Source organism: Nonomuraea sp. IBHARD001, assembly GCF_056106265.1.
Map to the genome: position 1 here is coordinate 5,756,410 of NZ_JBWBBW010000002.1, position 24,268 is coordinate 5,780,677.

The window sequence follows — 24,268 nt, forward strand, 5'->3', positions numbered from 1 at the left end:
TGCAATCTACTCGCTGGTGGAATGCCTCCGTCCGGGCTTGAATCGCTGCCGTGATCGCATTTCTCGGACAGGGACGCATGGGCGTACCCATGGCTCGGCGGTTGGCCGAAGCCGGATATGACGTGACGACGTGGACGCGTAGCCAGGGCGGCGATCCCGCCAAGGCGGTGGCGGGCGCCGATCTGGTGCTCACGATGCTGAGCGACGGCGAGGCCGTACGTTCGGTGCTCGAGGCGGCGCTGCCCGGGTTGCGGGCGGACGCGACCGTGGTCGATCTGTCGACGATCGGGCCTCGGGCCGTGCGCGAGGTACGCGCGCTGCTGCCCGCATCGGTGGGGCTGGTGGACGCGCCGGTGCTCGGCAGCGTGGGCCCGGCCGCCGACGGCACGCTGACCGTGCTGGCCGGAGGCGACCTCACCGCGTGCCGCGAGGTGCTGTCGGTGCTCGGCGAGGTACGCCACGCCGGTCCGCTGGGCGCGGGGGCCACGCTCAAGCTCGCGGTGATGGGCGCGCTCGTGCCCGCGCAGGTCCTGCTGGCCGAGACCTACGCCACGGCCGAGGCGAACGGCGTCGACACCGCGCTGCTCACCGACGTGCTCTCCGGCACCGCGCTCGGCGCACTGGCCGCACGGCTGACCGCTCCCCCAGGGCGTACGAGATATGCCCTGGCCCATGCCGCCAAGGACGTCGCCCTCGCCACCGGGCCCGGCGCCACCCTGGCCACCGCCGCCCTGGCCAGACTGCGCGCCGCCGAGCACGACGGGTACGGCGGGCACGACCTGACCGCGATCGCCGGGCACGTGCGCGGGGCCGCCACGCCGGCCAGGGTGCAGGCGGTGACCGCACCCGGCGTTCCGCCGACCAACGGGTACTACTCGCATGCCGCCAGGGCCGGGGACACGCTCTACGTCTCGGGGCAGGCCGCGCTCGACGCCGAGGGGCGGGTGGTCGGCGAGGGCGACATGACGGCGCAGGCCGAGCACATCTTCGCGTGCATCGGGCACATCCTGGCCGATCAGGGGGCGACGTTTCAGGACATCGCCTTCATCAGGACGTATGTGACCGACATGTCATCGCTCGACGCCTACGGGAGCGTACGGAGCAGGTACCTCACCGGGGCGCCGCCCGCCTCGACGACGGTGGAGGTGGCGCGGCTGTTCAGGCCCGGCCTGCTGCTGGAGGTCGACCTGGTGGTCAGCCTGCGGTAGCGGCGGCCGGGCCTGCGGGGGCGGGAGGTCAGGCCAGCGGGCCGGTGACCGACTCCACGGCGGCCAGCACCGAACCGTCGGCGACCAGGCGCACGACGGACTCGATCTCGGGCGCGAGGAACCTGTCGGGCCCCGGGCCGGGCACACTCCCGCGCAGCAGCGCGACGACCGCGCCGGTCGCGGGGGCCGGCGTGAGCGGAGCGCGCAGGTCGAGTCCGCGTGCGGCGGTGAGCACCTCGATGGCCAGCACCCGGCCCAGCCCGTCGACGGCGCGACGCAGCTTGCGGGCGGCCGACCAGCCCATCGACACGTGGTCCTCCTGCATGGCCGAACTCGGGATGGAGTCGACACTCGCGGGCACGGCCAGCCGCTTGAGCTCCGACACGATCGCCGCCTGGGTGTACTGGGCGATCATGTGGCCGGAGTCGACGCCCGGGTCGTCGGCGAGGAAGGCGGGCAGGCCGTGGTTGCGGGCCACGTCCAGGAAGCGGTCGGTGCGCCGCTCCGACATCGAGGCGACGTCGGCCGCGACGATCGCCAGGAAGTCCAGCACGTAGGCGACGGGCGCGCCGTGGAAGTTGCCGTTGGACTCCACCCGGCCGTCGGCCAGCACGGCCGGGTTGTCGACCGCACTGGCGAGCTCCCAGCCCGCGACGTTGCGGGCGTGCTCGACGGTGTCACGGGCGGCGCCCGCCACCTGCGGCGCGCATCGCAACGAATAGGCGTCCTGCACCCGGGTGCACGTGCCGTCGCGATGGCTGGCCATGATGCCGGAATCGGCCAGCACGCGGACCATGTTCGCGGCGGCCAGCGCCTGGCCCGGCTGCGGGCGCAGGGCCTGCAGCTCCGGGGCGAAGACGCGGTCGGTGCCGAGCAGGCCCTCCACGCTCATCGCGGCGCTGATGTCGGCGGTCCGCAGTAGCCTGGTCAGGTCGGCGATCGCCAGCACCAGCATGCCGAGCATGCCGTCGGTGCCGTTGATCAGCGCCAGGCCCTCCTTGGCGGCGAGTTCGACCGGCTCGATGCCGTGCCGCTTGAGCGCCTCGGCGGTGGGGACCGTACGGCCTTCGGCGTCGCGCACGACGCCCTCGCCCATCAGCGCCAGCGCCACGTGCGAGAGCGGGGCCAGGTCGCCCGAGCAGCCCAGGCTGCCGTACTCGTGCACGGTCGGCGTCAGCCCCGCGTTCAGCAGCGCCGCGAGCGTCGCCGCCGTGGTGGGCCGTACTCCCGTGTGCCCCGTGGCCAGCGTGTGCAGGCGCAGCAACATCAGCGCCCTGACCACCTCGCTCTCCACCTCTGGCCCGTTGCCCGCCGCGTGCGAGCGCACCAGCGAGCGCTGCAACTGGGTACGCAGGGAGGGGTCGATGTGCCGGGTGGCGAGCGCGCCGAAGCCGGTCGACACGCCGTAGGCCGGGGTCGGGCTCTCGGCGAGCTCGTCGACCCGCTGCCTGGCCGCTGCCATCGCGGCCACGGCGTCGTCGCTGAGACGCACGGCGGCGCCGTGCCTGGCTACCTGGATGACGTCGGTGAGGGTCAAAGGCGCAGGCCCGACGATCACGACTCCGTTGTCGCTCATGTGTCACTCTCTCGCTTGGTAACTGCCACAAGGCATGTTAGCCCCTTACATGTCATTCTGGTTTGGGGAGTCGGCCGGGATTCGCTAGAGTTACCCCCGTCGCCGCACGACGGCTACGCGGAAGTGGCTCAGTGGTAGAGCATCACCTTGCCAAGGTGAGGGTCGCGGGTTCGAATCCCGTCTTCCGCTCTGCGGTATCCCGGACGATTAGCTCAGCGGGAGAGCGCTTCCCTGACACGGAAGAGGTCACAGGTTCAATCCCTGTATCGTCCACCAGCTCCGACTCGCTCGGACAGGACATAGAGCCCCAGCTTGCGGTTTAGCCGCGGGTCTGGGGTTTCGTGTTGTTGGCGATTGATCCCGGTGGTCACCGTTTTGCGCACCGACATTGTGCTGACTCATATGACGCCTTCGGGCACAGGCCCTTGACCACGCCATAGTCCGCGTTGATGCTCCTCCAGTACGGGACAACCTCAAGCGACTCCTGGGCAGGACTCATGAAGCGGTTGGATTTCGTAGGCGTCGACCCCACGAACGAGACGGACGACTGCCCCGCAGTCTTCGTCGATCCCGAGACTGGAGACTTCTTCTTCCAGGGTGACACGGTCAGCGACCCCGACATACTGGCGTGGATCAACTCCGACAGCCGGATCAAGGACTCGGAATCGGTGGTGCGACTTCCCGCCGCAATGGCGGACATCATCATGGAGGCAATCCGTGGCAGCTACGAACAAGGTAGGCGTCGATTCACTCCCGCCACACACCCCAGGCCCGATGAAGATATTCGGACACGACTCGAAGAAGCCGACCTTCGCTGAACTGCTGGGCAGCTGCACCACATCGGCCGTGCATCTGGAGATGCACGATCAGCACATGACGTCCAACCCTTCCTTCCAAGCCTGGAAGCTTGGAAAACCCTTCGTGGATGCCAGCAAGGCGGAAGCGTGGGTGAGTCTGGTGTCGGGTGCCGTGGCGCGTGGCGTTACGGTGCGGCGAGTGCGCATCGTCTCTGAGCCGGTGTCGGACTATGTCCGCTGGGAGTACGCCGTTGTTCCCGTCTTCCAGCTTCCGGCAGGCGAGGAAGTGCGCTGGCTGCCTCGCGCGTTCACTTCCGGGCTTGCACTGCCCGGCAATCCCTACTGGGTCTTCGACGGGCGATTGGTGCGCTTCTCACTGTTCGACGGCAACGGAGAGCTTCAGGGACACCAGTTCACGGAGGACCCATCTGTGGCCGGCCTCTGCGCTTCAGCGTTCGAGACCGTGTGGGATGCGGCCACGCCGCATGAGAACTACCAGGTCTGAACCTGCAAGCCCATGCCTTCGTCAGGCTCTTCAAGTGCCATGCACGCACGGCAGGTACTCGCCGATCAGCTTCGAGAGGCTCGTACAGATGCGGGGCTGAGCGGAACAGCGTTGGCGGAAGCGGCGGGCTGGCACGGGGTATCCAAGGTATCCAAGATCGAAAATGCGATCCGGCCTCCGTCCTCAGAGGACATCCGCATCTGGTGTCGCGTCTGCGGAGTACCTCCGGAGCGCACGGCCGAATTGCTGGCCAGTCAACGAGCCGCGGCCGGAATGTGGACGGACTCTCGGCGGATCAACCGGGCAGGACTTCGAGCGGCGCAGAAATCTGTACGACCGATCTTCGAACGGAGCGCTCTTGTCCGCGTCTATCAGCCAAGGATGATCCCCGGGCTCCTGCAAACACCGGGCTATGCCGGGGCGGTTCTCCACGCGGTCCAACAGCGACACAAGGTACACACGAATGACATCGACGCCGCCGTGAAGGAGCGTATCCGTAGGCAGAGCATCCTTCACAAGGCAGGACACCGATTCATATTCCTCATCGAGGAAGCCGCTCTGCGCTTCCAACTCTTCGAACGCGGCGTGCTTCGAGACCAGCTCAGCGCCCTTGAGCGGGCCATCGCCCTTCCATCGACCTCACTAGGAATCATCCCCCTGGGCGCGGTCAGAGCCGCGTCGCCTCACGCGGCTCCCGTCGAGGGGTTCACGATGTTCGACAACGACATGGTCAGCGTGGAGCTGGTCTCTGGCCACTTGAAGTTGAGCCAGGCATGGGAAATCGCCCTGTACTCGGAGCGCTTCGCGGCTCTTGCAGCCATCGCAGTTCACGGAGATGCCGCACGACGGCTCATCAAAGGAGCCCTCCCGGACTGAGTGAATAGGGGCCCAATATGGGCAAGATCGTTGAGCCTCAGAATCCTCCGCTCCTACCGTCGAGGCATGCTCCCACGTCAGGCGGTCCCACGCCGTCAGAGACATTGCCTCAAGCCCGAGAAGGCGTTCCTGATAGGGCCGCTCACCGATGCCGAGTTGGACGAGCTCGGTCGTGAGCCAGTCCCTGTACCTCCTCCGTCATGGACATGCGAGGAGTACAGGGTGCAGATGCTTCGGCGGGGTGTGCGGGAGAGCGGTGATCCCGGCACGCTGGGGATCGACGGCTACCTCGCCCTTGCCGAATCCAACACCGTGCTGGAGAAGCGGCCCAACACCCTGTGGGACATAGGCGGTTCCACCCCCTCGCGGTCGCATCCTTCCCGCCACGCGCCGAGCAGACGGGCGTGCGCGGCATGAGCGCCCCAGCGGGACGGCCTGAGCCCGCCGCTGCCGACGAGGCTCTGACACAGCAGTCGGCCGATCCCCTGTACGAGAACGCACGGACGTTCTCGCTCGCCGACTTCGGGCCTGTGCTGGCCGCGTGCCTGGATCCGGAGTTCCGGCATCGGGGACCGGCGTGAGCGACTTCGAGATGCCCTATGTGGTCGGACACGAAGGCGAGGCGGTGTCCCAGCGCCTACGGATGGTCCGCCACCCTGAGGGCGGAGTACGGCTCTCGCACCGCGATCCCGTTCCCGGGGACTGGCGGCACGGGGTGTTGCGAGCTCGGATGCTCGACAACCGGGCAGGACGCCCGGATCTGAAGACCGTGAACGTGGTCCGTCAGTGGCGGTGCATGGATCAGGCGTTGTGCCAGGCGTGCGCACGCCCGGCGCGTGATTCGGACAGTGGCCGGGTGTGGTGGCTGCTGTCTCGCGAGGAGACGTGGGAAGAGGGCGGGGCGAGCTCGGGGTTCACCAATGCCCCTCCCACCTGCCTTTCATGCATTCCCAGGGCAATCGCCCAGTGCCCCCACCTGCGGCGCTCGGCCGCCGTCTACAGCGTGGGGGGCTATTCCCGGTACGCGGTGATCGCCGATCTGTTCGAGCCACACGGCAGGAGACCCCGACTGGTGGAACGCGGCGCCCAACTCCGACTGGACTCCTCCCACCTACGCTACGCACTGGCCAACCAGCTCCTCGTGCGCCTGGACGATGTCGTTCCCGTGCCGTGGGATCTCCGGACCAGGCTCCTCCCGTCGAAAGCGGCACCCGCCCCCTCCTGAGGCATCACGGCTCGCGATCGGCATAGGTCTCCAGCCAATCGCGCCCGCCAAGGCACCAGCCCGCATCACAGGCCTGGGTTGGTGATTCCCGGACCTTCCGAACGCCCTGGGAAGAGGACACATGCGGCACTGGCACGCCTGCCAATGGATCGGCCAGGGTCGGGAACGCGAGCAGGAGGCGCTGCGCCGCCCATCCGTGGACGTCGACAAGGCCGTCGCCTGGCTGCGAGTCCAATGGGAGGAGCACTGCGGGCAGATGCTCGACGGTCGCCAGGGTCGGCAGGGGCATCGGGCGCGCCTCGACAATGCGCGGGCTGCCCCGTCACCACACGCCGGCGTACCCGTGTCCGGTGACGACGGCCGCCTACCCCCGGTCCACGAAGCCCGTTCGGTAAGCCCACACCACTGCCTGGGTGCGGTCTCGGACCTCCAGTTTGCCCAGGAGGTGTTTGATGTGGGTTTTGACCGTCTCCACGGAGACGTGCATCGAGCGGGCGATCTCGGTGTTGGACTTGCCGCTGGCCAAGGCGCGGAGGACGTCGGCCTCGCGGTCGGTCAGGCGGGTGGCGTAGGCGGTGGTGGCGTCGTCGGCGGGTTTGCGGGTGGCGGCCAGGGTCTGCAGGAGGCGGCGGGTGACGGAGGGGGCGACCAGGGCGTCGCCGCCTGCGACCGTGCGGATGCCGGAGACGACCTGCTCGGGGGTGGCGCGTTTGAGCAGGAAGCCGTCGGCGCCCGCGGCGATGGCGTCGTCGACCACCTCGTCCAGGTCGAACGTCGTCAGGACGAGTACCCGGGGCCTCGGCTGCGGCCATGAGGTGATCTCCCGTGTGGCCTGGACGCCGTCGTAGCCGGGCATCCGGACGTCCATGAGCACGACGTCCGGACGACAACCGCGTACGCCGTGCACCGCGTCCAGGCCGTTGGCCGCCTCCCCCACGACGGTGAGATCGGGCTCGGCGTCGAGCAGAGCACGCAGGCCACCCCTGACCAGGGCGTCGTCATCGGCCAGAAAAACGCGGATCATCCGCACACCGGACCGGACCGCCACACCGCAGAGCCGATCATGCCCGCACCCCGGGAAGCGGCAACCGCGCTCGTACCAGGAAGCCGCCTGCGACCGGCCCCGCCTCCAGGTCGCCGCCTTCGAGGCGAGCCCGTTCGCGCATGTTGACCAGCCCACGACCGGGTACCGGCGCCGGGAAGTGCTCGCCCTCGTTGCTGACGTCCAGCCGGATCTCGTCGCCGACCGTGGACAGCCGCAGCCGGATCCGGCCGTGCGTACTGTGACGCAGGGCATTGGTGACGGCCTCCTGCGCGATGCGGTAGAGCGCGGGCGAGGCGTCGAGGGTGAGGTCGGCGTCGCCGGTGTCGAGGTCGAGGACGCGGCCTGCCGCCTTGACGCGTTCGGCCAGCTCCTTGAGACCGCCCGTGTCGCCGGGAAGGTCGCGGGGAAGGTCGCCGGGAAGCGCGCCTTCTGTCGTGGCGCGAACGGCAGCGTGCGGAACCCGGCCCGGAAGGTCGCGGGGAAGCACGCCTTCCGTCCGGCCCTCGTCCGGCGGGTGCAGTACCTTGATCAACCGGTCCAGCTCGTCCAGCGCCCCGCGCCCGACGGTCTCGATGTGTCCCAGTGCCTCGTGCCCGAACTCCGGATTGTCGGCGAACACCCTGCGCCCCACCCCGGCCTGGATCACCATGACGTTCACCGCGTGGCCCAGCGCGTCGTGCAGCTCGCGGGCCAGGCGGGTGCGCTCTTCGAGCTGGATGCGTTCGCCGAGCATGGCGCGTTCGCGGGCCTCGCTCAGCACCCTGGCCTCGGCGGCCTCGGCATAGGCACGACGGCTGCGGGCGGCGTCGCCGCCGATGGTGGCGATGAGGAAGCACATCACGATGCCCGCCATCTCGGACGCGTCGACGGGCTGCCGGTCGAACACCATGTAGCCGCCGATGGCCAGAACGGTGGTCACCACGCCGGTCACCCGTCTGCCCTGCCCCACCGGCAACGAGAACGAGGTGAACAGCGCGATCCAGGCCGGCCACTGCACCACGGTGACGGCGTAGCCGAGCGCCGCGTTCACGACCAGGACCGTGCCCGAGACCAGCAGGACGGGCACCGGCCAGCTCTTGCGCCACAGCAGGGACGCGGGCGCGATCACGGTGAGGACGACGCTGACCAGGTCGACGCCGCGATAGGGAGGGCCGTACGGAGCCAGCACGGTTGCCGCCACCGACAACGCGGTGAGGCCGCCCGCCAGCCAGGCGTCGGTCAGCGGGGGCCGTAACGTCGCGAGGCGGCCCCTGGGGATGCGCATGTCTCATCCTGCACCGTTCCCCTGTTCGGCGGTCAACCGCGCGGCCCCGGCCTCACTCGAATGAGGGAGGCCGCCTCCCTTGTCCGAGTGGCGACCGGGCCAAGGCCGCGATCCTAGGTTGGGGCCCGACCGAGGAGTCCAGCGGGAGGGCGTGTGCGAGATGGTGACCCAGGAGCGTGTACGGCGCGGCAGTGTGGGCTGGTGGTGGTGGATCGCGCTGAGCGCCGTCGGCATCACGGCGCTCACCATCCTGCCGTACTTCAGCGGATCGCTGCAGGAGCTGGCCAAGGGCGACAATCCGATCGCCTCGAACTTCGCCGCCCGCCCGGCGTGGGTGCATGTGGCGTTCTATCTGCACATCGGGTTCGGCGCCGTGGTGCTGGCGCTGTCGCCGCTGCAGTTCGCGGCCAGGGTACGGGCCAGGTGGCCACGCCTGCACCGGCTCACCGGACGTGTGACGATGGCCGGCATGATCGTCGCCGGGGTGTGCGGGGTGCTGCTGGCGCCGATGAGTGTGGCCGGGTGGATGGGCGGCGCGGGGTTCGGGCTGCTCGGGGTGTTGTGGGTGGCGTTCACGGTGGCGGCGTTCCTGGCGATCAGGCGTCGTGAGGTCGCCGCGCACCGGCGCTGGGCGATCAGGGCCTTCTCGCTGACGTACGCCGCGGTGATGCTGCGGCTGATCGTCGGGGCCGGTGTGCCGATCCAGGGGCTGGTCGCGGGGGTCGATCCGGAGACGGCGTTCGAGCGGGTGTACGCGCTGGTGCCGTTCCTGTGCTGGGTGCCGAACCTGATCGTGGCCGAGCTCATCCTGCGCCGCGAGAGCAGAGGAACACGCAGGGGCGTACGCGGCGGCAGAGGCGTGCCGCAGTCGGCACTGCGCTAGGGCTCCCGATAATCGCGCCGCAGTCGGCACGGCGCTGACGCCCCCGATAAACGCGCCGCACTCAGCTCTTCGCCGAAGGCCCCCGATATGGCAGCGTCTGGCTGTAGACGAGGTTGGTCGTCGTGCTGCCGAACACGGCCAGCTCGTCGACCAGCTGCTCCAGGTGCGGCATCGACGTGGCGGCCACCTTCAGCGTGTAGCAGTCGTCGCCGGTCGTGCGCAGGCACTCGATGATCTCCGTGCGCTCGGCCAGCAGGGTGTGCAGCGGCCCGTGCCTGCTGCCCGGGTACTTCAGCCGCACGACGGCCAGCACGGCGAAGCCCGCCTTCTCCAGGTCGACCACGGCACGGTAGCCGGTGATGACGCCCTGCGTCTCCAGCCGTCTGACCCGCTCGGCCGTCGCGGAGGCGCTCAGGCTGACCCGTCTGCCCAGCTCGGTGATGGGCAGACGGCCGTCGCGTTGCAGCTCGCCCAGGATCGCCCAGTCGATCGCGTCAAGACTCTCGGCCATCACGCCAATCTACCGGGCTTTCCACGGCAGATCGCGTCGTTCACCGTGACGATCGCCTTCAGCCGGGCCCGGGCCACTGGATAGCCTTGGTGGGTGCAACTAGGAGTCAATGTCCCGAACTTCGGCCCGGGCACCGATCCAGGCGTGCTGCGCGCCTGGGCCCAGACGGTCGAAGGTCTCGGCTACGGCCTGCTGATGGTCTCCGATCACGTCGTGGTGACCCCGGACGTGGCCGCGCAGTACCCTGCGCCGTTCTACGAGCCCTTCACCACGCTGTCCTGGCTGGCCGGCATCACCACGAAGGTACGTCTGGGCACGACCGTGCTCATCGTGCCCTACCGCGAGCCGCTGCTCACCGCCAGGATGGCGGCCAATCTCAACGACCTCAGCGGCGGCAGGCTCGTGCTCGGCGTGGGGGTGGGCTGGGCCAGGCAGGAGTTCGAGGCGCTCGGCGTGCCGTTCGAGCGGCGCGGCCGCCTCACCGACGAGTACCTCGTCGCGATCAGGAAGGCGTGGGCCGACGCCGGCGACTACCGCAGCGGCGACATCCCGTTCTGGGTGGGCGGCAACAGCACCATGGGCATGCGCAGGGCCGCCAGGTACGGCCAGGCCTGGCACCCGCTGCGTTTCACGATGCCGTGGCTGCGTGCGGCCGTGGCCGAGCTGAAGGCGGTCACGGTGGCCGAGTCCCTGCCCATGCCGGGCCTGGTCCCGCGCATCGCACTGCGGCTGACCGAACGACCGGTCACCACGGCCGGGCGGCTGGCCGGAGAGGGCACGCTCGACCAGGTACGCGCCGACCTGGAGGAGCTGTCCGCACTGGGCGCGAGCACGGTCGTGCTCGACCCCTTCGGCGGGGACCCCGAAGAGACCCGCACCCCGCACCGGGCCTGGCACGCGCTGGCGACGATCGCGGCCACGACGAGAGGAGAGGGCGATGACGCCTGAGGAGGAGCAGCATCTGCGCAGGGCCGTTGAGCTGGCGGCCGAGGCCAGGAGGGGAGGCGACCCGCCGTTCGGCTCGCTGCTGGCCGGGCCTGACGGCGTCGTGCTGGTGGAGGAGCGCAACACCACGGTCACCGGTGACGACATCACCGCGCATCCGGAGCTGAAGCTGGCCAGATGGGCGGCCCAGCACCTGGACGCCGAGGCGGCCGCGGCCACCACGATGTTCACCAGCTGCCAGCCGTGCGGCATGTGCACGGGCGCGATCGAGCGCTCGGGGCTCGGCCGGGTGGTGTTCGCCCTGTCGACCGAGCAGTTCGGCACGCTGAAGCCGGGCGGCGGCGGGTGGCCGGCCGTACCTCAGGAAGGGCCGGCGCTGCTGGAGGAGGCGAGCGTTCCGGTACGGGGTTACTACACCTGACCCAGGGCTGCCCGGCGCGATGCACACTGGGTGTGGGGGCTCGGTTCCTCGCGACACTGGGGGTACCTGCCATGAGCCGAGATCGGCTCGCCGTGCTCGTTCTGTGGGGTGTCATCTGGCTGCTCAACGCCACCGAGTTCCTGTTGGCGATCTGATCTTCCGCGCCCTAGAGTGCGGATGTCGACCTTCGGCGGAGGAGGCCCGGTTTGAGTTCGGTCGTGGCGATCAGCGATCTTCACATCGGTTATCGGGAGAACCGGGAGATCGTCGAGGCCCTGCGACCGGCGTCGCCCTCCGACTGGCTGCTGCTCGCCGGTGACGTCGCCGAGCGCCTTTCCGATGTGGAGTGGGCGCTCGGCCTGCTGGCCCGCAGGTTCGCCAAGGTCGTCTGGGCGCCGGGCAACCACGAGCTGTGGAGCCATCCGAGCGACCCGGTGCAGGTGCGCGGCGTCGAACGCTACGAGCGGCTGGTCAAGACGTGCCGCAACCTGGGAGTGATCACTCCCGAGGACCCGTACCCGATCTGGGAGGGCGAGCAGGGCCGGGTGGTGATCGCACCGCTGTTCCTGCTCTACGACTACTCCTTCAGGATGCCCGGCGTGCCGACGGCCGAGGCGGCGCTGGCGCTCGCCTACGACAAGGGCGTGGTGTGCACCGACGAGATGCTGCTGCACCCCGACCCGTACCCGAGCCGTCAGGCGTGGTGCGAGGCGCGGGTGGCCGAGACCGAGCGCAGACTGCTGGAGCGTCCCGACGGACTGCCGACGGTGCTCGTCAACCACTACCCCCTGGTACGGGAGCCCACGCTGGTGCTGACCTATCCCGAGTTCGCCATCTGGTGCGGCACCGAGCGCACCGCCGACTGGCACGTGCGCTTCGACGCGGTCACCGCCGTGTACGGCCACCTGCACATCCCCCGCACGACCTGGTACGACGGGGTGCGCTTCGAGGAGGTCTCGCTCGGCTACCCGCGCGAGTGGCAGGCCCGCGCGACGCCTCCCCGCCTGCTGCGCACGATCCTCCCGGCCCCGCTCGCATGATCGAGAAGATCCTGCCGTCGTGGGTGACGGCACACGAGTGCCTCGACGACCCTCCCGGCGTACGGCTGTGGCCCGAGGAGGAGGAGCTGATCGCGAGGTCGGTCGACAAGCGCAGGCGTGAGTTCACGACCGGACGGCACTGCGCCCGCGAAGCCCTGGCCGGGCTCGGGATCGCGCCGGGGCCGATCGGCCGGGGGGAACGCGGCGCGCCGGTGTGGCCCGAGGGGGTGCGGGGCGCGATCACGCACTGCGACGGCTACCGCGCCGCGGCGGTGTCGCTGCGGGCGCGTTCGGTCGGCATCGACGCCGAGACGCACGCGCCGCTGCCCGACGGCGTCTTCGGCCTGATCTCGCTGCCGCGGGAGCGCACGGAGCTGGCCGGGCTCGGCGGCGAGGTGCACTGGGACAGGCTGCTGTTCAGTGCGAAGGAGAGCCTGTACAAGGCGTGGTTCCCGATCACCGGCCGCTGGCTCGACTTCGCCGAGGCGCATGTGCGCGTCGAGCCGGACGGCACGTTCGTCGGCAGGCCGCTGGTGGCGACGCCGGTGGCGGAGTTCCACGGCCGTTGGCTGGTGGCGGGCGGCCTCGTGCTCACCGCCATCGCCCTGCCCGCGCCCTAACGCCTGACCGGTGTCTCGATCGGCAGCACGGGCACGTCCGGCAGGTCGAGGCCGAAGCACTGCGCGTAGAAGGACAGCTCGGCCTCGAACGACCTGACGATGGTGTCGGCCTTCCTGAAGCCGTGCGACTCGCCGGGGAAGGCCAGGTAGGCGTGCGGCACACCGGCCTCCTGCAAGGCCTCGGCGAACCGCGCCGACTGCCTCGGCCTGACGATGGGGTCGTCCAGGCCCTGGATCAGCAGCACGGGACAGGCCGCGCTCCCGGCTCTGGCCAGGGGCTCGCGGGTGGCGGGGTCCGCCGAGCCGATCAGGCCGTCGACGTACCTCGACTCGAAGTCGTGCGTCTCGTCCCTGAACCCGGCGACCGTGCACAGCCCGAAGTAGGACGTCGCGGCGGCGAACACCGGTGACGAGGTCACCGCGGCCAGCACCGTCCAGCCGCCCGCGCTCGCTCCCCTGATCGCCAGCCTGGCGGGGTCGGCCAGACCCGATGCGGCCAGCTCGGTCGCCACCGCGATCACGTCGTCGACGTCGGCGACGCCCCACTGGCCGCGCAGCCGTTCGCGATGCAGGCGGCCGAAGCCGCTGGAGCCGGTGTAGTTGACGTCGGCGACGCCGATGCCGTGGCTGGTGAAGAACGCCTTGCCCAGGTCGAGCCCGGTGCCCGCGTGACCGGTGGGCCCGCCGTGCACCCAGATCACGTACGGCGGCGCCTGGCCCGACGGCGAGGGCGTGGTAGGCGGGTAGACGAAGGCCGAGACCGGCAGGCCCGCCGTGTTGCGTGCGTGGATCTCCCTGGGCCTGGGCAGCTGGGAGCGGTCGGGCGGCCTGGGGATCGTACGGGCGAGCACCTCCCAGCTGCCGGTAGCGGCGTCGGCCCACACCAGCGACCAGGGCAGGCCGGGCCCGCCCGCGATGCCCGCGACCGTGGTGCCCGAGACCGACAGGGCGGGCTGCCAGGTGGTGAAGGGCAGGTCGAGGTCGTCGAGCACGCCGCTCTCCGGGTCGAGCACGCCCAGGCGCATGTCGCCGCGCCCGTGCAGCACGGCGAGCCGCCCGTCGTCGAGCCTGCCGTAGGTGGCGCCGCCGAGCTGCCACAGCGGCTGGGCGAACTCCTCCTGCGCCGGGTGCAGCGGCCTGCTCGCCGAGCCGTCGGCGGCCAGTTCGTACAGGTTCCACCAGCCGGACCTGTCGGAGACGGCGTAGAGGGTGTCGTCGTCCTTCCACACGGGCGTCAGGACCGACTCCTCGGGGCCACCCGCGAGCACGGCTGCGGGGCCGAGCGTGCCGTCGGCCGCGACGTCGGCGACGCGCAGCTCGGTGCCGTCCCACGGCATGCGCGGGTGCTCCCAGGTGACGAAGGCCAGCCTGCGGCCGGACGGCGACAGCGCCAGGCAGGCGTAGAAGGCCGAGCCGGTAGCCAGCACGCGCACGGCGGCGGGGTCGGAGGCGGCCACGCCGGTCAGCGGCAGGGCGACCAGGGCCCGGGTGACACCGCCGTCGGCGTCGAGCTCCTCACGCACGCACCACAGCTCGCGGGCGTCGGGCGACAGGGTGAGCTCGGCGTAGCGCAGCCCTGCGGGCACCGACGGCATGGGGCTGATCGGCGCCGGGTCGTCGCCCCGGGCGTGCCGGTAGACGCGCTGGTCGGCTCCGTGCACGAAGATCAGCTCGCCGGACGGCAGGGCCAGGTAGGAGCGTCCGCCGTACTCGTGCACGCGGGTTCTGACATTCCAGCCGTAGTCGTGGACGCGGGTCCTGATCTGCCAGCCGCCGGTGTCGTTGAGCGGCTCGCGCAGCACACCCGGGCCCGACGCGTGCACGACCGTGGTCCTGCCCCCCTGGGCCGGGCGGCTCTCCTGCCACCACACTCCGCCTTCGATCTGCGGGAAACCGAACGACAGCCGGGCTCTCGCCGCGTCGCTCGCCGTTACCGGTCTGGGGATCGAACCTTCGGGGGCCTGCTGCACTACGTGTCTCTCCGCTCTTGTCCGGCACTTTCTTCGCCGAAATCACACCGTTGCCGTGAAGATGAGATGAACGTATGCGGACGGCGGCCCAAAACCCCACTCCGGGAAAGTCCGTATCTCACCGAAGAAGGGGTGACAAACCGCTGCACTGCGTTACGAGATGCGATCCGGTGGCCGTGAAAGTGCTCGACGAGGCGGTGTCCACACGGCGTTCGCCCAGGTGGGGATGCGTTCTCCGGGCAGCCCGAACACAATGCACGACATCATCCGGGCCTCTCGTCGCGTGGGGTCGACCTCAGGGGTCACACGATGCGCAGCTCTTTCCCATCACTTATTACCCCAGCTTTCTTACCCGATCTTTTGCGGTCCGTCGAGTCCTGAGCAATATCGGCGTCCTATTATCCGCGCGAAGGGCACTCAAAGCTGCTGGCCCGCCTCCAGATACCGGCCGGAACCCAGTGCGGCCGAGTGCCTCGGCCGTTCGACGGCGACGACGGGCACGCCGGTCTCCCTGCGGATGCGCCCGGCCAGCCCGCCGAGCAGCGAGCCGCCTCCGGTGACCACGATGCCACGCTCGGCGATGTCGGCCACCAGGTCGGGCGGGCACTCGGTGAAGGCCGCGCAGATCGCGTCCACCACGGCCGTCGCGGGCCCGGCCATGGCCTCCTGCACCTGCTCGTACGGCAGCGCGATCACCTTGGGCAGGCCGGTGCCCGCGTCCCTGCCGCGCAGCCGTACGCTGGGCCGGTCGCCGCCGACGGCCATCTTGGCCTTCTCGGCCGTCGCCTCGCCGATCACCAGTTGGTGCTCCCTGCGCGCGTAGCCCGCGAGCGCCCGGTCGAAGGCGTGGCCGCCCACCCGGACCGAGTGGGCGACGACCGTGTTGCCGAGTGTGATGATCGCGATGTCGGTCGTGCCGCCGCCGACGTCGACGACCATGTGCCCGCGCGGCTCGCGCAGGGCCAGGCCGACGCCGCTCGCGGCGGCCGACGACTTGTCGACCAGGTCGACGTGCCTGGCCTCGACCTGGTAGCCGATCTCGATCGCACTGTGCTTCTCCACCGCGGTGGCGGCGCCGGGCACCGCGATGACCAGGCGCGGCCTGGCGTAGCGGTGGCCGTGCACCTTGGCCACGAAGTGGCGCAGCAGGTGCCTGGCGGCGTCCTGGTCGGCGATGGCGCCTTCGCGCAGCGGCCTGACGATCGTGACCTCGTCGGTCGTACGGCCGGACAGCAGGGCGGCCTCGGCGCCGACGGCCAGCACCCGGCCGGTGGCCTTGGCCTTGGCCAGCATGGAGGGCTCGTCCAGGACGATGCCCTTGCCTCGGACGTAGACGACGGTGTTGGCGGTGCCGAGGTCGACGGCCATGTCGTGACCGAAGCGGGACAATGGGCGTGGCCAGGGCATCGTTCCCCCCGTGTTCCGTCCGGCCGGGGGTGCCGGGCTGTGGTGTGAGTCAGATCCTGTTAGATCACCATTCCGGACATGCCCGTCCATATGATCATAGAAACTCTTATTCGAGTGGAAGTCCGACGTAGTTCTCCGCGAGCGAGGCCGACGCCGCCCGCGAGGACGTGACGTAGTCCAGGTGCGAGCGCCGCAGCCGCCGCTCGTAGGCGTCCTCGCCGTCGAAGGTGTGCAGCAGCGTCGTCATCCACCAGGAGAAGTGCTGGGCCCGCCACACCCGGTCAAGGCATGCCCGCGAGTAGTCCGCCAGCGCACTCCCGTCCCCGCTCTCGTAGTGCGCCCGCAGCGCCCTGCTGAGCACCAGCACGTCGGCGACCGCCAGGTTCAGCCCCTTGGCCCCCGTCGGCGGCACGATGTGGGCGGCGTCCCCCGCCAGGTACAGGCGGCCGTGGCTCATCGGCTCGACCACGTGAGCGCGCATCGGCGTGATCGAGCGCTCGACGATCTCGCCCGTGGCCAGCGCGAAGCCGGGCACGGTCTCCAGCCTGGTCCTCAGCTCGGCCCACACGCGCTCGTCCGGCCAGTCGGCCAGCCGCGCGTCCGGCTCCACCTGGAGGTAGAACCTGCTGACCTCGGGCGTGCGCATGCTGTGCAGTGCGAAGCCGCGCTCGTGGACCGCGTAGATCAGCTCCCGCGTCGAGGGCGCCACCCTGGCCAGCACCCCGAGCCAGGCGAACGGGTACACGCGCTCGTAGGAGCTGAGCACGCCTTCGGGCACCGAGGCCCGCGACACCCCGTGGAACCCGTCGCACCCGGCCACGAAGTCGCAGTCGAGCCGCTCGCCCCCGAAGGTGAGGTACGGCCCGCCCTCCAGGTCGTGCAGGGCGACGTCCTCGACGCCGAAACGCAGGTCGCCTCCCGCGGCGAGCCTGGCGGCGACGAGGTCCTTGACCACCTCCTGCTGGCCGTAGACCGTGACGGCCCGGCCGGGGACCAGGTCGTCGAAGGCGATGCGGTGGGCGGCGCCGCCGTACCTCAGTTCGATGCCGGTGTGGCGCATGCCCTCGCGCAGGAGGCGCTCGCCGAGCCCGGCCGCGACCAGCGTGTCCACCGTGCCCTGCTCCAGCACGCCCGCCCTGACCCTGCTCTCCACATGGGCGCGTTCGCGTCGCTCCAGGACGACCGAGGTGATGCCGCCGCGGTGCAGCAGGTGGGACAGCAGCAGGCCCGCGGGCCCGGCTCCGACGATCGCGACCTGGGTACGCATGGCCCCATCTTCGCGCGGGGGCTACGGCTTGCGTGCGATGCCGCCGTACATCAGTCGCTGGCCGACGGTCAGCTTGGCCTCGTCGCCCTCCTCGCCCTCGTCCGGACGCCACTGCGGCAGCGGGACGACGCCCGGCTCCAGCAGGTCCAGGCCGTCGAAGTAGGCGCCGATCTCCTGCGGCGTGCGGAAGCGGCCGGTGCCGAGCAGGGCCAGGAACTTCTGCTCGGCCTCGCGCGCGTCCTGGCTGGAGTCGCAGAAGTGGGTGACGAACAGATAGCTGCCCGACGGCACCGCGTCCAGGTAGGCGCGTACGATGCCCGCCGGGTCCTCGTCGTCGTGCAGGTGGTGCAGGATGCCGACCAGCATGACCGCGATGGGCCGGGTGAAGTCGAGCTGGTCGCGTAAGGCCGGGTCGGCGAGGATCTCGGCGGGTCTGCGCAGGTCGGCGACCACGACGGCGGTGCGGTCGTTCTCCGCCAGGTGCGCCCGGCCATGAGCCAGAACCATGGGGTCGTTGTCCACGTACACGACATGCGCCTCGGGGTTGGCCCGCTGGGCGACGTGGTGGGTGTTCTCCGCCGTCGGCAGGCCCGAGCCGAGGTCGAGGAACTGCGTGACGCCGAGCTCGACCAGATGGCGCACGCCCCTGCCCAGCATCTGCCGGTTGTAGGCGGCGACGTCGTAGATCTCGGGGACGACCTTGACGACCTCGGCGACGAAGGCCCGGTCGACCTCGAAGTTGTCCTTGCCCCTGAGCACGACGTCGTAGGCCCTTGCGATGCTCGGCCTGCTGGTGTCGATGCTGCTCAGCCACTCGGCCGATCTGTCCCTCATGACGGAAAGCATAGAACTGATTGATCATCTAAAGATGTGAAATTTCCGAAGTGAAGCTTTTTCGGAGGTCGCCCACGACCTGGCCGACAGGGCTGCCGCGCGCATGGACGACCCCGACCGGCTCGGGTTACGTTCCGATCATCGCTATCGGAAGGGCCTTCATGCGACTGCTACGAGCACGTGCGTTCCTGGCCGCAACCGGAGCCGTGAGTCTCCTGCTCACCTCCCCCGCCATCGCCGCGGGCGCGGGACCGGGCGCTCCCGGCATCGGCGACCCCTACTTCCCCGCGCACGGCAACGGCGGCTACGACGCCAGGCACTACCAGCTGCGCCTGGACTACCAGCCGGGCGCCGACCGGCTGCAGGGCAGGGCCACCATCCAGGCCACCGCCACGCAGAGCCTGACCCGTTTCAACCTCGACTTCCTGCTGGCCGTGCAGTCGGTGCGGGTCGACGGCAAGAGCGCCGCCTTCACCAGGAGCGGTGTGCACGAGCTTGAGATCACGCCCGCGCGCAAGCTGGCCAAGGGCAAGGCGTTCACGGTCGAGGTGACCTACTCCGACACGCCGGGCTCGGTGCCCGTGCCCGCCGAGGTGGACGGCACGCCGTGGATCGCCACCCCCGACGGCGCGCTCGCGCTCGGCCAGCCGTGGGTCGCCTGGTTCTGGTTCCCCGGCAACGACCATCCCGCCGACAAGGCCACCTTCGACATCGAGATCACCGTGCCCAAGGGCGTCCAGGCCGTCAGCAACGGCGTCCTGGCCGCCAAGCGGACCGGTGGCCCCAAGTCCGTCTTCCGCTGGGTGATGGACAAGCCGATGGCCACCTACCTGGCCACGCTGTTCATCGGCGACCTCGACGTGCGCCAGGCCCGCTCCTCCGGCGGCCTGCCCGTCACCACCGCCTACAGCAGGAACCTGGGCCGCTACGACGCCGCCGCCAGGCACAGCGTCGAGCAGACCGCCCCGATCGTCGACTGGCTCGCCGACCAGGTCGGGCCCTATCCGTTCCGGTCGATGGGCGGCTCGGTCACCAGCTCGCTGCCCGGCTTCGCGCTGGAGACGCAGACACAGCCGGTGTACGACCCGAGGTTCTTCGCCGCCGGGCCCAACACCTATGTCGTCGTGCACGAGAACGCGCACCAGTGGTTCGGCGACAGCATCGCGCTGAAGAGCTGGCGTGACATCTGGCTCAACGAGGGATTCGCCACCTACGCCGAATGGCTCTGGTCGGAGAAGATCGGCGAAGGGACCGCGGCCGAGATCGCCGACTTCTTCTACGGCGACATCCCGGCCGACGATCCGTTCTGGCAGGTCAAGCCCGGCGATCCCGGCGCGGCCCTGCTCTTCCACGACTCCACCTACACCCGGGGCGCCCTCACCCTGCACGCCTTGCGTACGGAGATCGGCGACGCGAAGTTCGCCAAGCTGGTCACCACCTGGACGAGGTCCAAGCGGCACGGCAACGCCGACACCGCCGAGTTCGTCGCCCTGGCCGAGCGCATCTCGCGCAAGCGGCTCGACGCGCTGTTCACCACCTGGCTCTACACCCCGGCCAAGCCCGCGACCGGCCCGAACGGCGCCGCCGTCGCCGCCAAGGCCGCCGTCGCGCCGCCCGCCTCGATCGCCCAGATCAAGGCCACGCACGACCTGCTCCAGCACGGCAAGGGCTGACACCGGCAGGCGCCCGGCGCCGGGCGCCTGCCTCAGGAGCACTGCGCGATCATGACCCGTCTGTCGGCGGGCGTGACCGGCAGGCCGTACTTCAGGGCGACCTGGGCGAACCTCACCACATAGGCGCAGCGCACCCGGCGCACGGGCGGCAGCCAGGTGGCCGGGCCCGAGCCGTCCTTCTGCTCGTTGGCCCTGCCGTGGACCGGCAGCAGGTTCAGCGGGTCGTTGGCCGAGCGGGTGCGTTTGGCCTTGGACCAGTGCCGTGCGCCCATGCGCCAGGCGTAGGACATCGGCACGACGTGGTCGACCTGTACCTCGTCGGCCCGGCGTTTGGTCCAGCGCACGGTCTTGCCTGTGTAGGGGTCGCGCAGGGTCATCGAGGTGACCACGCAGGCCGAACCGTCGCGGTAGACCAGCCGTTCGCCGTCGCGGGCCAGCAGGTCGTTGCGCGTGTCGCAGCCGTTGCCCGCCAGCGGCACGCCCGACGCCCGGTCGCTCCAGTTGGCGCCGAAGCGCTCGCGCGAGTAGCCGGCCTTGCTGCGCATGGGGGCGGTGCGCAGGTTGCGCAGCAGGCGCACGGCCGCCGCCCGGTCCTTGCGGCTCGTGATCGGGGCCAGGCCGGGCAGCACGCCCTCGGGGTTGCGCAGGGGCGCGGCGATCGCCGCCGCCGCCTTCGGCGTGCCCGCCCTCACCTCGCCCTGGGCGGCAAGGGAGACGACGATGACCGCCGCCGCCAGCAGGGTCACCAGGTCACGGGTGCTCGTCGCCACCTTTCGACTATGACCGATATCCCGCCCGGTGATCCAGAGCTCAGGGACAGGTCCTGACATAGGCCAGGTTCGGCACCTGCCTGGCCCACTCCTGCTCGCTCAGCCCGCCGCCCGCCAGCGCGCACACCCTGGCCGCCGCCGCGTCGCCGTCGGTGAGCAGGACCGGCCTGCCGCCCGCCAGCAGCCGCCCGCCCACGAACGCGGGAGCCCCCGACACCCCCTGTACGGCCTGGCCGAGCGGCTGCACGCCGACGGCGTCCCACAGTCTGAGCGTGGCGTCGTTGCCGGTGGTGGCGACGGTGGCGCCGTCGGCCGAGAACGCGATGGCCTGGATGTCGTCGGTGTGCCCGTCGAGCGCGGGCCCGGCCCTGCGCCAGGTCCTGGTGTCGACGAGCAGCAGCCGCCCGTCGGCGTCGCCCACGGCCACCAGCCTGCCGTCGGGGCTGAAGGCCGCCGCGCTCATGTAGTCGACCGGCAGCACCGTGCGCCGTCCGGTGCCGACCTCGACGGCCTCGCCCTGCCCGCTTCCCGGCGTGCCGTTGGCCAGCACCACACCGCCGGGCCCCACGGCCACGATCTCACCGGCGGGCTCGACGACCCGGCGACGGCGTTCGGCGCCGAGATCCCATACCTCGCCGCCGATCGCGAGCGTGCGGCCGTCGGGAGCGAAGGCGGCCCTGGCGCCCCGCGTGTCCAGCACACCGGCCTCGCGCCTGGTGCGCGTGTCCCACAGCCGCATGCCCTTCCCCTCCAGCGTGCCGTAGGCCACCAGCGCGCCGTCACCGCTGACGGCGACCATGGGGGCCGCGTCCTTGTCGCCCAGGCGCAACCGGCCGAGCACGGCGCCGTCGCCCTCGTCGGCGACGACGAGCACACCGCCGGGCGTCGCGGTGACGAGCGTGCCGCCCGCGCTCCACGTCTCGGGCGGCGGCTGCGGGCCGGCGAGCGTCTGCGGCGAGAGGTCGAGCGTGACGACCGAGCCCGAACGCGTCAGGTAGCGGGCCAGCCGCCCGTCGGCCGACAGGTGCACCGACTCGGCCGACTCGTAGCCGAAGCCGTGCGTCAGCAGCGACCGGTAGGTCTCGGCCGGTCGCCACAGGACGAGCGCCTCGGTGCTGTGCCCGAGCGAGTCCGAGCGCAGCACCAGCAGGTGCCTGCCGTCGGCGCTGAAGGCCAGGCCGGAGCCGCGCGCCTGGCCCAGCGTCATCTCCTCGCGCCTGGCTCCCGTCTCGGGGTCGTGGAAGCGCACCTCGTTCCTGCCGGTCACGGCCAGCAGCCCACCGGGTTCGAAGGCCAGCGTCAGCACGTCGGCCGCGGGCGTCGCGCGGATCAGCGCGCGGGTGCGCAGGTCCCACCACTCCAGCGTGGGCGAGCTCACGCCGTCGTCCGCCGTGGTGTGCAGGGCCAGCACCCGGCCGTCCGCGCTGAGCGCCGCCGCGCCGGTCGAGACGGCACGCCGTTCCAGCAGCACGGCGCCGTCCTCGGCCGAGCGCACCCGGAAGCCGGTGCGTTCGCGGACCAGCAGGACGCCGGGCCCGGCGAAGGCCAGGGTCTCCACGTCGGCGAGCAGCGGGCCGATCGCCTTGCCCGTGTCCGTGTCGTGCACCTGGACGCCCTCCTGGCGCACGAGGGCGAGCCGGGAGCCGTCGGTGCTCACGATCACCGCGAGCGGGTCGTCGCCCTGGTAGGCGAAGCCGCCCTTCCTGCGGTGCGTGGCCACGTCCCAGGTCGTGACGGCTCCGCCGCCCGCGCCGACCAGCACGCCGCCGTCGCCGGTGAGCGCGCGCACCGTACCGGGCACGGGGTCGGGCTCGGCGAAGACGTCCCGCTCGGGCTGGGTCTGCGCGCCGTACAGGGCCGATCTGGCCTCGGTGACGGGGGCGACGCGCCAGGCGGCGACGCTCAGCCTGCGGGCGGTGACCGGGTCGCTCGCGCGCAGGCCGGCGGCCCTTCTGGCCAGGTCGCGTGCTATCGCCTGGTCGCGCTGACCGGCGGCGACCCGGCGCTGGTACTCGGCCAGGCCGACCGCGCCGAGCGCCACCACGAGCAGCACGGCGAGGGCGGCCGACAGCGCGCGCCTCCTGGCCGCACGCCGCCTGGCCAGGCGGGCGCCCGCGTCCAGGAAGGCGCTCTCGGCCGTGTTGAGCGTCAGGTGCCTGCGGCCCGTCGCCGCCCACTGCAGCGCCTGCTCCAGCGTGGAGCCCTGGTAAAGGTCGCCGTCGCGCCTGCCGCCTTCGGCCCACTGCCTGGCCGACGCGCCGAGCCTGTGGTGCAGGGCCAGGCCCTCACGCTCGGCCTCGACCCAGGTACGCAGCTGCGGCCAGGCGCGTACCAGGGCCGGATGGGCGATGACCACCGAGTCTCCGTCGGTCGTCAGCAGCCCGGCCCCGGCGAACGCGCCGAGCAGCCGTTCGATGGGCGCCCTGCCGTCGACGAGTTCGGCCCGGCTGACCCGGCGCACCGAGTCGGCGCCGTCGGCCTCGACCATGCGCAGGAACATCTCCGGCACCAGGTCCCTGTCGTCACGGTCGAGCCGCTCGTAGACCTCTTCGGCCAGCACCCCCAGCGAGCGGTCGGGCAGGCCCGGCCCGCCGAGCGCCGCCGCGGCCCTGCTGCCCCTGGCCAGGTCGTCGCCGCCGACCAGGCCCCACAGCAGCTCCGACGCCGACGGCCTGGCCTGCGGCTCCTTGGCCAGGGCGGCCAGCACGAGTGCGCGCAGCGGCTGGCGCAACATGCCCGCGTCGGGGGTCACGCTGAGCACCCTGTGCATGACCGCGCCCAGGCTGTCGGCCTCGAACGGATCGCGGCCCGTGGCGGCGAACAGCACGACCGCCCCCCAGGCGAACACGTCGGCGGCAGGCTCGGCCCGCTGCCCGGCGAACACCTCGGGCGCCATGTAGGTCGGCGTGCCCGCCACCATCGCCGCCGTGGTCAGCGACATCTCGGCCGTCCTGGCCACCCCGAAGTCGATCACTCGCGGCCCGTCGGGGCCCAGCAGCACGTTGTCCGGCTTGAGGTCGCGGTGGATCACGCCCGCCTGGTGGATGGCCGACAGCGCGGTCGCGATCCCGGTCGCGAGCCTGCGCAGGTCGTCACCGGCGAACACACCGTGCGCGCGTACGGCGGCGCGCAGGCTCGGTCCCTCGATGAAGTCGCTGACGATATACGGCCTGGCCGCCTCCAGCCTGGCCTCGACCACCCTGGCCGTGCAGAACGACGCCACCCGCTGGGCGGCCTCGACCTCCTTGCCCGCCCTGCCGGTCAGGCCGCCGTGCAGTACCTTGATCGCGAACCTGGCTCCGGCCGCGTCGTAGGCCTCGTAGACGACTCCCTGCCCGCCCGAGCCGAGCCTGCCCGCCAGCCAGTAGCCGTCGATGCGCTGCGGGTCACCGGGTGCCAACGCGGCCATGCGGTCCTCGTCTCTGGGAGAG

General features: G+C 71.0%; 23 protein-coding genes and 2 tRNA genes. 14 read left to right on the top strand and 11 right to left on the bottom strand.

Annotation, left to right across the window (positions count from 1 at the left end; genetic code table 11):
* Window positions 1–50: 50 nt before the first annotated feature.
* The gene (locus ACTWNK_RS28335) at window positions 51–1,208 is read left to right on the top strand and encodes an NAD(P)-binding domain-containing protein (protein WP_474307590.1); all 1,158 of its coding nucleotides are present in this window, start codon (window positions 51–53) and stop codon (window positions 1,206–1,208) included.
* A 28-nt stretch (window positions 1,209–1,236) separates the two neighbouring features.
* On the opposite strand, the gene hutH is transcribed toward ACTWNK_RS28335, so the two are convergent.
* Window positions 1,237–2,784 (bottom strand): histidine ammonia-lyase, encoded by a 1,548-nt coding sequence (gene hutH / locus ACTWNK_RS28340; protein WP_474307591.1) that lies wholly within the window; start codon window positions 2,782–2,784, stop codon window positions 1,237–1,239.
* 117 nt (window positions 2,785–2,901) lie between these two features.
* Between hutH and ACTWNK_RS28345 the strand changes: the two genes are divergently transcribed.
* From ACTWNK_RS28345 to ACTWNK_RS28375, 7 genes are all read left to right on the top strand, one after another.
* Window positions 2,902–2,973: transfer RNA gene (locus ACTWNK_RS28345), tRNA-Gly, on the top strand.
* A 12-nt stretch (window positions 2,974–2,985) separates the two neighbouring features.
* A tRNA-Val gene (locus ACTWNK_RS28350) sits at window positions 2,986–3,060 on the top strand.
* 173 nt (window positions 3,061–3,233) lie between these two features.
* Window positions 3,234–3,602 (top strand): RNA-binding protein, encoded by a 369-nt coding sequence (locus tag ACTWNK_RS28355; protein ID WP_474307592.1) that lies wholly within the window; start codon window positions 3,234–3,236, stop codon window positions 3,600–3,602.
* A complete protein-coding gene (locus ACTWNK_RS28360) occupies window positions 3,559–4,086 on the top strand; it encodes a DUF6879 family protein (RefSeq protein WP_474307593.1) in 528 nt (175 codons plus the stop codon). Before ACTWNK_RS28355 ends, ACTWNK_RS28360 begins: the two co-directional genes overlap by 44 nt.
* Before the next feature lie 39 nt (window positions 4,087–4,125).
* On the top strand, window positions 4,126–4,962 hold the full coding sequence (locus ACTWNK_RS28365) for a helix-turn-helix domain-containing protein (protein ID WP_474307594.1): 837 nt from the start codon (window positions 4,126–4,128) through the stop codon (window positions 4,960–4,962).
* 222 nt (window positions 4,963–5,184) lie between these two features.
* Window positions 5,185–5,379, top strand: a complete 195-nt coding sequence (locus ACTWNK_RS28370) for a hypothetical protein (protein WP_474307595.1) — start codon at window positions 5,185–5,187, stop codon at window positions 5,377–5,379.
* Window positions 5,376–5,543, top strand: a complete 168-nt coding sequence (locus ACTWNK_RS28375; RefSeq protein WP_474307596.1) for a hypothetical protein — start codon at window positions 5,376–5,378, stop codon at window positions 5,541–5,543. The genes ACTWNK_RS28370 and ACTWNK_RS28375 overlap by 4 nt, the downstream gene beginning before the upstream one ends.
* 648 nt (window positions 5,544–6,191) lie before the next feature.
* On the opposite strand, the gene ACTWNK_RS28380 is transcribed toward ACTWNK_RS28375, so the two are convergent.
* The 3 genes from ACTWNK_RS28380 to ACTWNK_RS28390 all read right to left on the bottom strand — a co-directional run bounded on the left by ACTWNK_RS28380 (window position 6,192) and on the right by ACTWNK_RS28390 (window position 8,496).
* A complete protein-coding gene (locus tag ACTWNK_RS28380) occupies window positions 6,192–6,476 on the bottom strand; it encodes a hypothetical protein (protein ID WP_474307597.1) in 285 nt (94 codons plus the stop codon).
* 75 nt (window positions 6,477–6,551) lie between these two features.
* Entirely contained in the window at window positions 6,552–7,211 is a 660-nt protein-coding gene (locus ACTWNK_RS28385; RefSeq protein WP_474307598.1) for a response regulator, read from the bottom strand.
* A 37-nt stretch (window positions 7,212–7,248) separates the two neighbouring features.
* The gene (locus ACTWNK_RS28390) at window positions 7,249–8,496 is read right to left on the bottom strand and encodes a sensor histidine kinase (protein WP_474307599.1); all 1,248 of its coding nucleotides are present in this window, start codon (window positions 8,494–8,496) and stop codon (window positions 7,249–7,251) included.
* Between the two features lie 160 nt (window positions 8,497–8,656).
* Between ACTWNK_RS28390 and ACTWNK_RS28395 the strand changes: the two genes are divergently transcribed.
* A complete protein-coding gene (locus ACTWNK_RS28395; protein ID WP_474311011.1) occupies window positions 8,657–9,379 on the top strand; it encodes a DUF2306 domain-containing protein in 723 nt (240 codons plus the stop codon).
* Between the two features lie 61 nt (window positions 9,380–9,440).
* Here ACTWNK_RS28395 and ACTWNK_RS28400 read toward each other — a convergent pair whose 3' ends face one another.
* Window positions 9,441–9,890: an Lrp/AsnC family transcriptional regulator gene (locus ACTWNK_RS28400; RefSeq protein ID WP_474307600.1), complete on the bottom strand. Its 450-nt coding sequence runs from the start codon at window positions 9,888–9,890 to the stop codon at window positions 9,441–9,443.
* Window positions 9,891–9,983: 93 nt separating this feature from the next.
* On the opposite strand from ACTWNK_RS28400, the gene ACTWNK_RS28405 reads away from it, so the two are divergent.
* The 4 genes from ACTWNK_RS28405 (at window position 9,984) to ACTWNK_RS28420 (ending at window position 12,916) form a co-directional block, all read left to right on the top strand.
* Window positions 9,984–10,838 (top strand): LLM class flavin-dependent oxidoreductase, encoded by an 855-nt coding sequence (locus tag ACTWNK_RS28405; protein ID WP_474307601.1) that lies wholly within the window; start codon window positions 9,984–9,986, stop codon window positions 10,836–10,838.
* Window positions 10,828–11,256, top strand: coding sequence for a nucleoside deaminase (locus tag ACTWNK_RS28410; protein ID WP_474307602.1), 429 nt, complete (start codon window positions 10,828–10,830; stop codon window positions 11,254–11,256). Before ACTWNK_RS28405 ends, ACTWNK_RS28410 begins: the two co-directional genes overlap by 11 nt.
* Window positions 11,257–11,462: 206 nt before the next feature.
* A complete protein-coding gene (locus tag ACTWNK_RS28415; RefSeq protein WP_474307603.1) occupies window positions 11,463–12,296 on the top strand; it encodes a metallophosphoesterase family protein in 834 nt (277 codons plus the stop codon).
* Entirely contained in the window at window positions 12,293–12,916 is a 624-nt protein-coding gene (locus ACTWNK_RS28420) for a 4'-phosphopantetheinyl transferase family protein (protein WP_474307604.1), read from the top strand. Before ACTWNK_RS28415 ends, ACTWNK_RS28420 begins: the two co-directional genes overlap by 4 nt.
* Here the strand turns inward: ACTWNK_RS28420 and ACTWNK_RS28425 are convergent.
* From ACTWNK_RS28425 to ACTWNK_RS28440, 4 genes are all read right to left on the bottom strand, one after another.
* Window positions 12,913–14,886, bottom strand: a complete 1,974-nt coding sequence (locus ACTWNK_RS28425) for a prolyl oligopeptidase family serine peptidase (RefSeq protein ID WP_474307605.1) — start codon at window positions 14,884–14,886, stop codon at window positions 12,913–12,915. The genes ACTWNK_RS28420 and ACTWNK_RS28425 overlap by 4 nt on opposite strands.
* 417 nt (window positions 14,887–15,303) lie before the next feature.
* Window positions 15,304–16,383, bottom strand: a complete 1,080-nt coding sequence (mreB, locus tag ACTWNK_RS28430) for a rod shape-determining protein MreB (RefSeq protein ID WP_474307606.1) — start codon at window positions 16,381–16,383, stop codon at window positions 15,304–15,306.
* 16 nt (window positions 16,384–16,399) lie between these two features.
* A complete protein-coding gene (locus tag ACTWNK_RS28435) occupies window positions 16,400–17,560 on the bottom strand; it encodes a 4-hydroxybenzoate 3-monooxygenase (protein ID WP_474307607.1) in 1,161 nt (386 codons plus the stop codon).
* A gap of 21 nt (window positions 17,561–17,581) precedes the next feature.
* The gene (locus ACTWNK_RS28440) at window positions 17,582–18,394 is read right to left on the bottom strand and encodes an SAM-dependent methyltransferase (RefSeq protein WP_474307608.1); all 813 of its coding nucleotides are present in this window, start codon (window positions 18,392–18,394) and stop codon (window positions 17,582–17,584) included.
* A gap of 161 nt (window positions 18,395–18,555) precedes the next feature.
* On the opposite strand from ACTWNK_RS28440, the gene ACTWNK_RS28445 reads away from it, so the two are divergent.
* Window positions 18,556–20,067 (top strand): M1 family metallopeptidase, encoded by a 1,512-nt coding sequence (locus ACTWNK_RS28445; protein ID WP_474307609.1) that lies wholly within the window; start codon window positions 18,556–18,558, stop codon window positions 20,065–20,067.
* Window positions 20,068–20,099: 32 nt separating this feature from the next.
* Here ACTWNK_RS28445 and ACTWNK_RS28450 read toward each other — a convergent pair whose 3' ends face one another.
* Both ACTWNK_RS28450 and ACTWNK_RS28455 read right to left on the bottom strand, forming a co-directional pair.
* A complete protein-coding gene (locus tag ACTWNK_RS28450; protein ID WP_474307610.1) occupies window positions 20,100–20,837 on the bottom strand; it encodes an HNH endonuclease family protein in 738 nt (245 codons plus the stop codon).
* Window positions 20,838–20,877: 40 nt separating this feature from the next.
* On the bottom strand, window positions 20,878–24,246 hold the full coding sequence (locus ACTWNK_RS28455; protein ID WP_474307611.1) for a WD40 repeat domain-containing serine/threonine protein kinase: 3,369 nt from the start codon (window positions 24,244–24,246) through the stop codon (window positions 20,878–20,880).
* Window positions 24,247–24,268 lie beyond the last annotated feature (22 nt).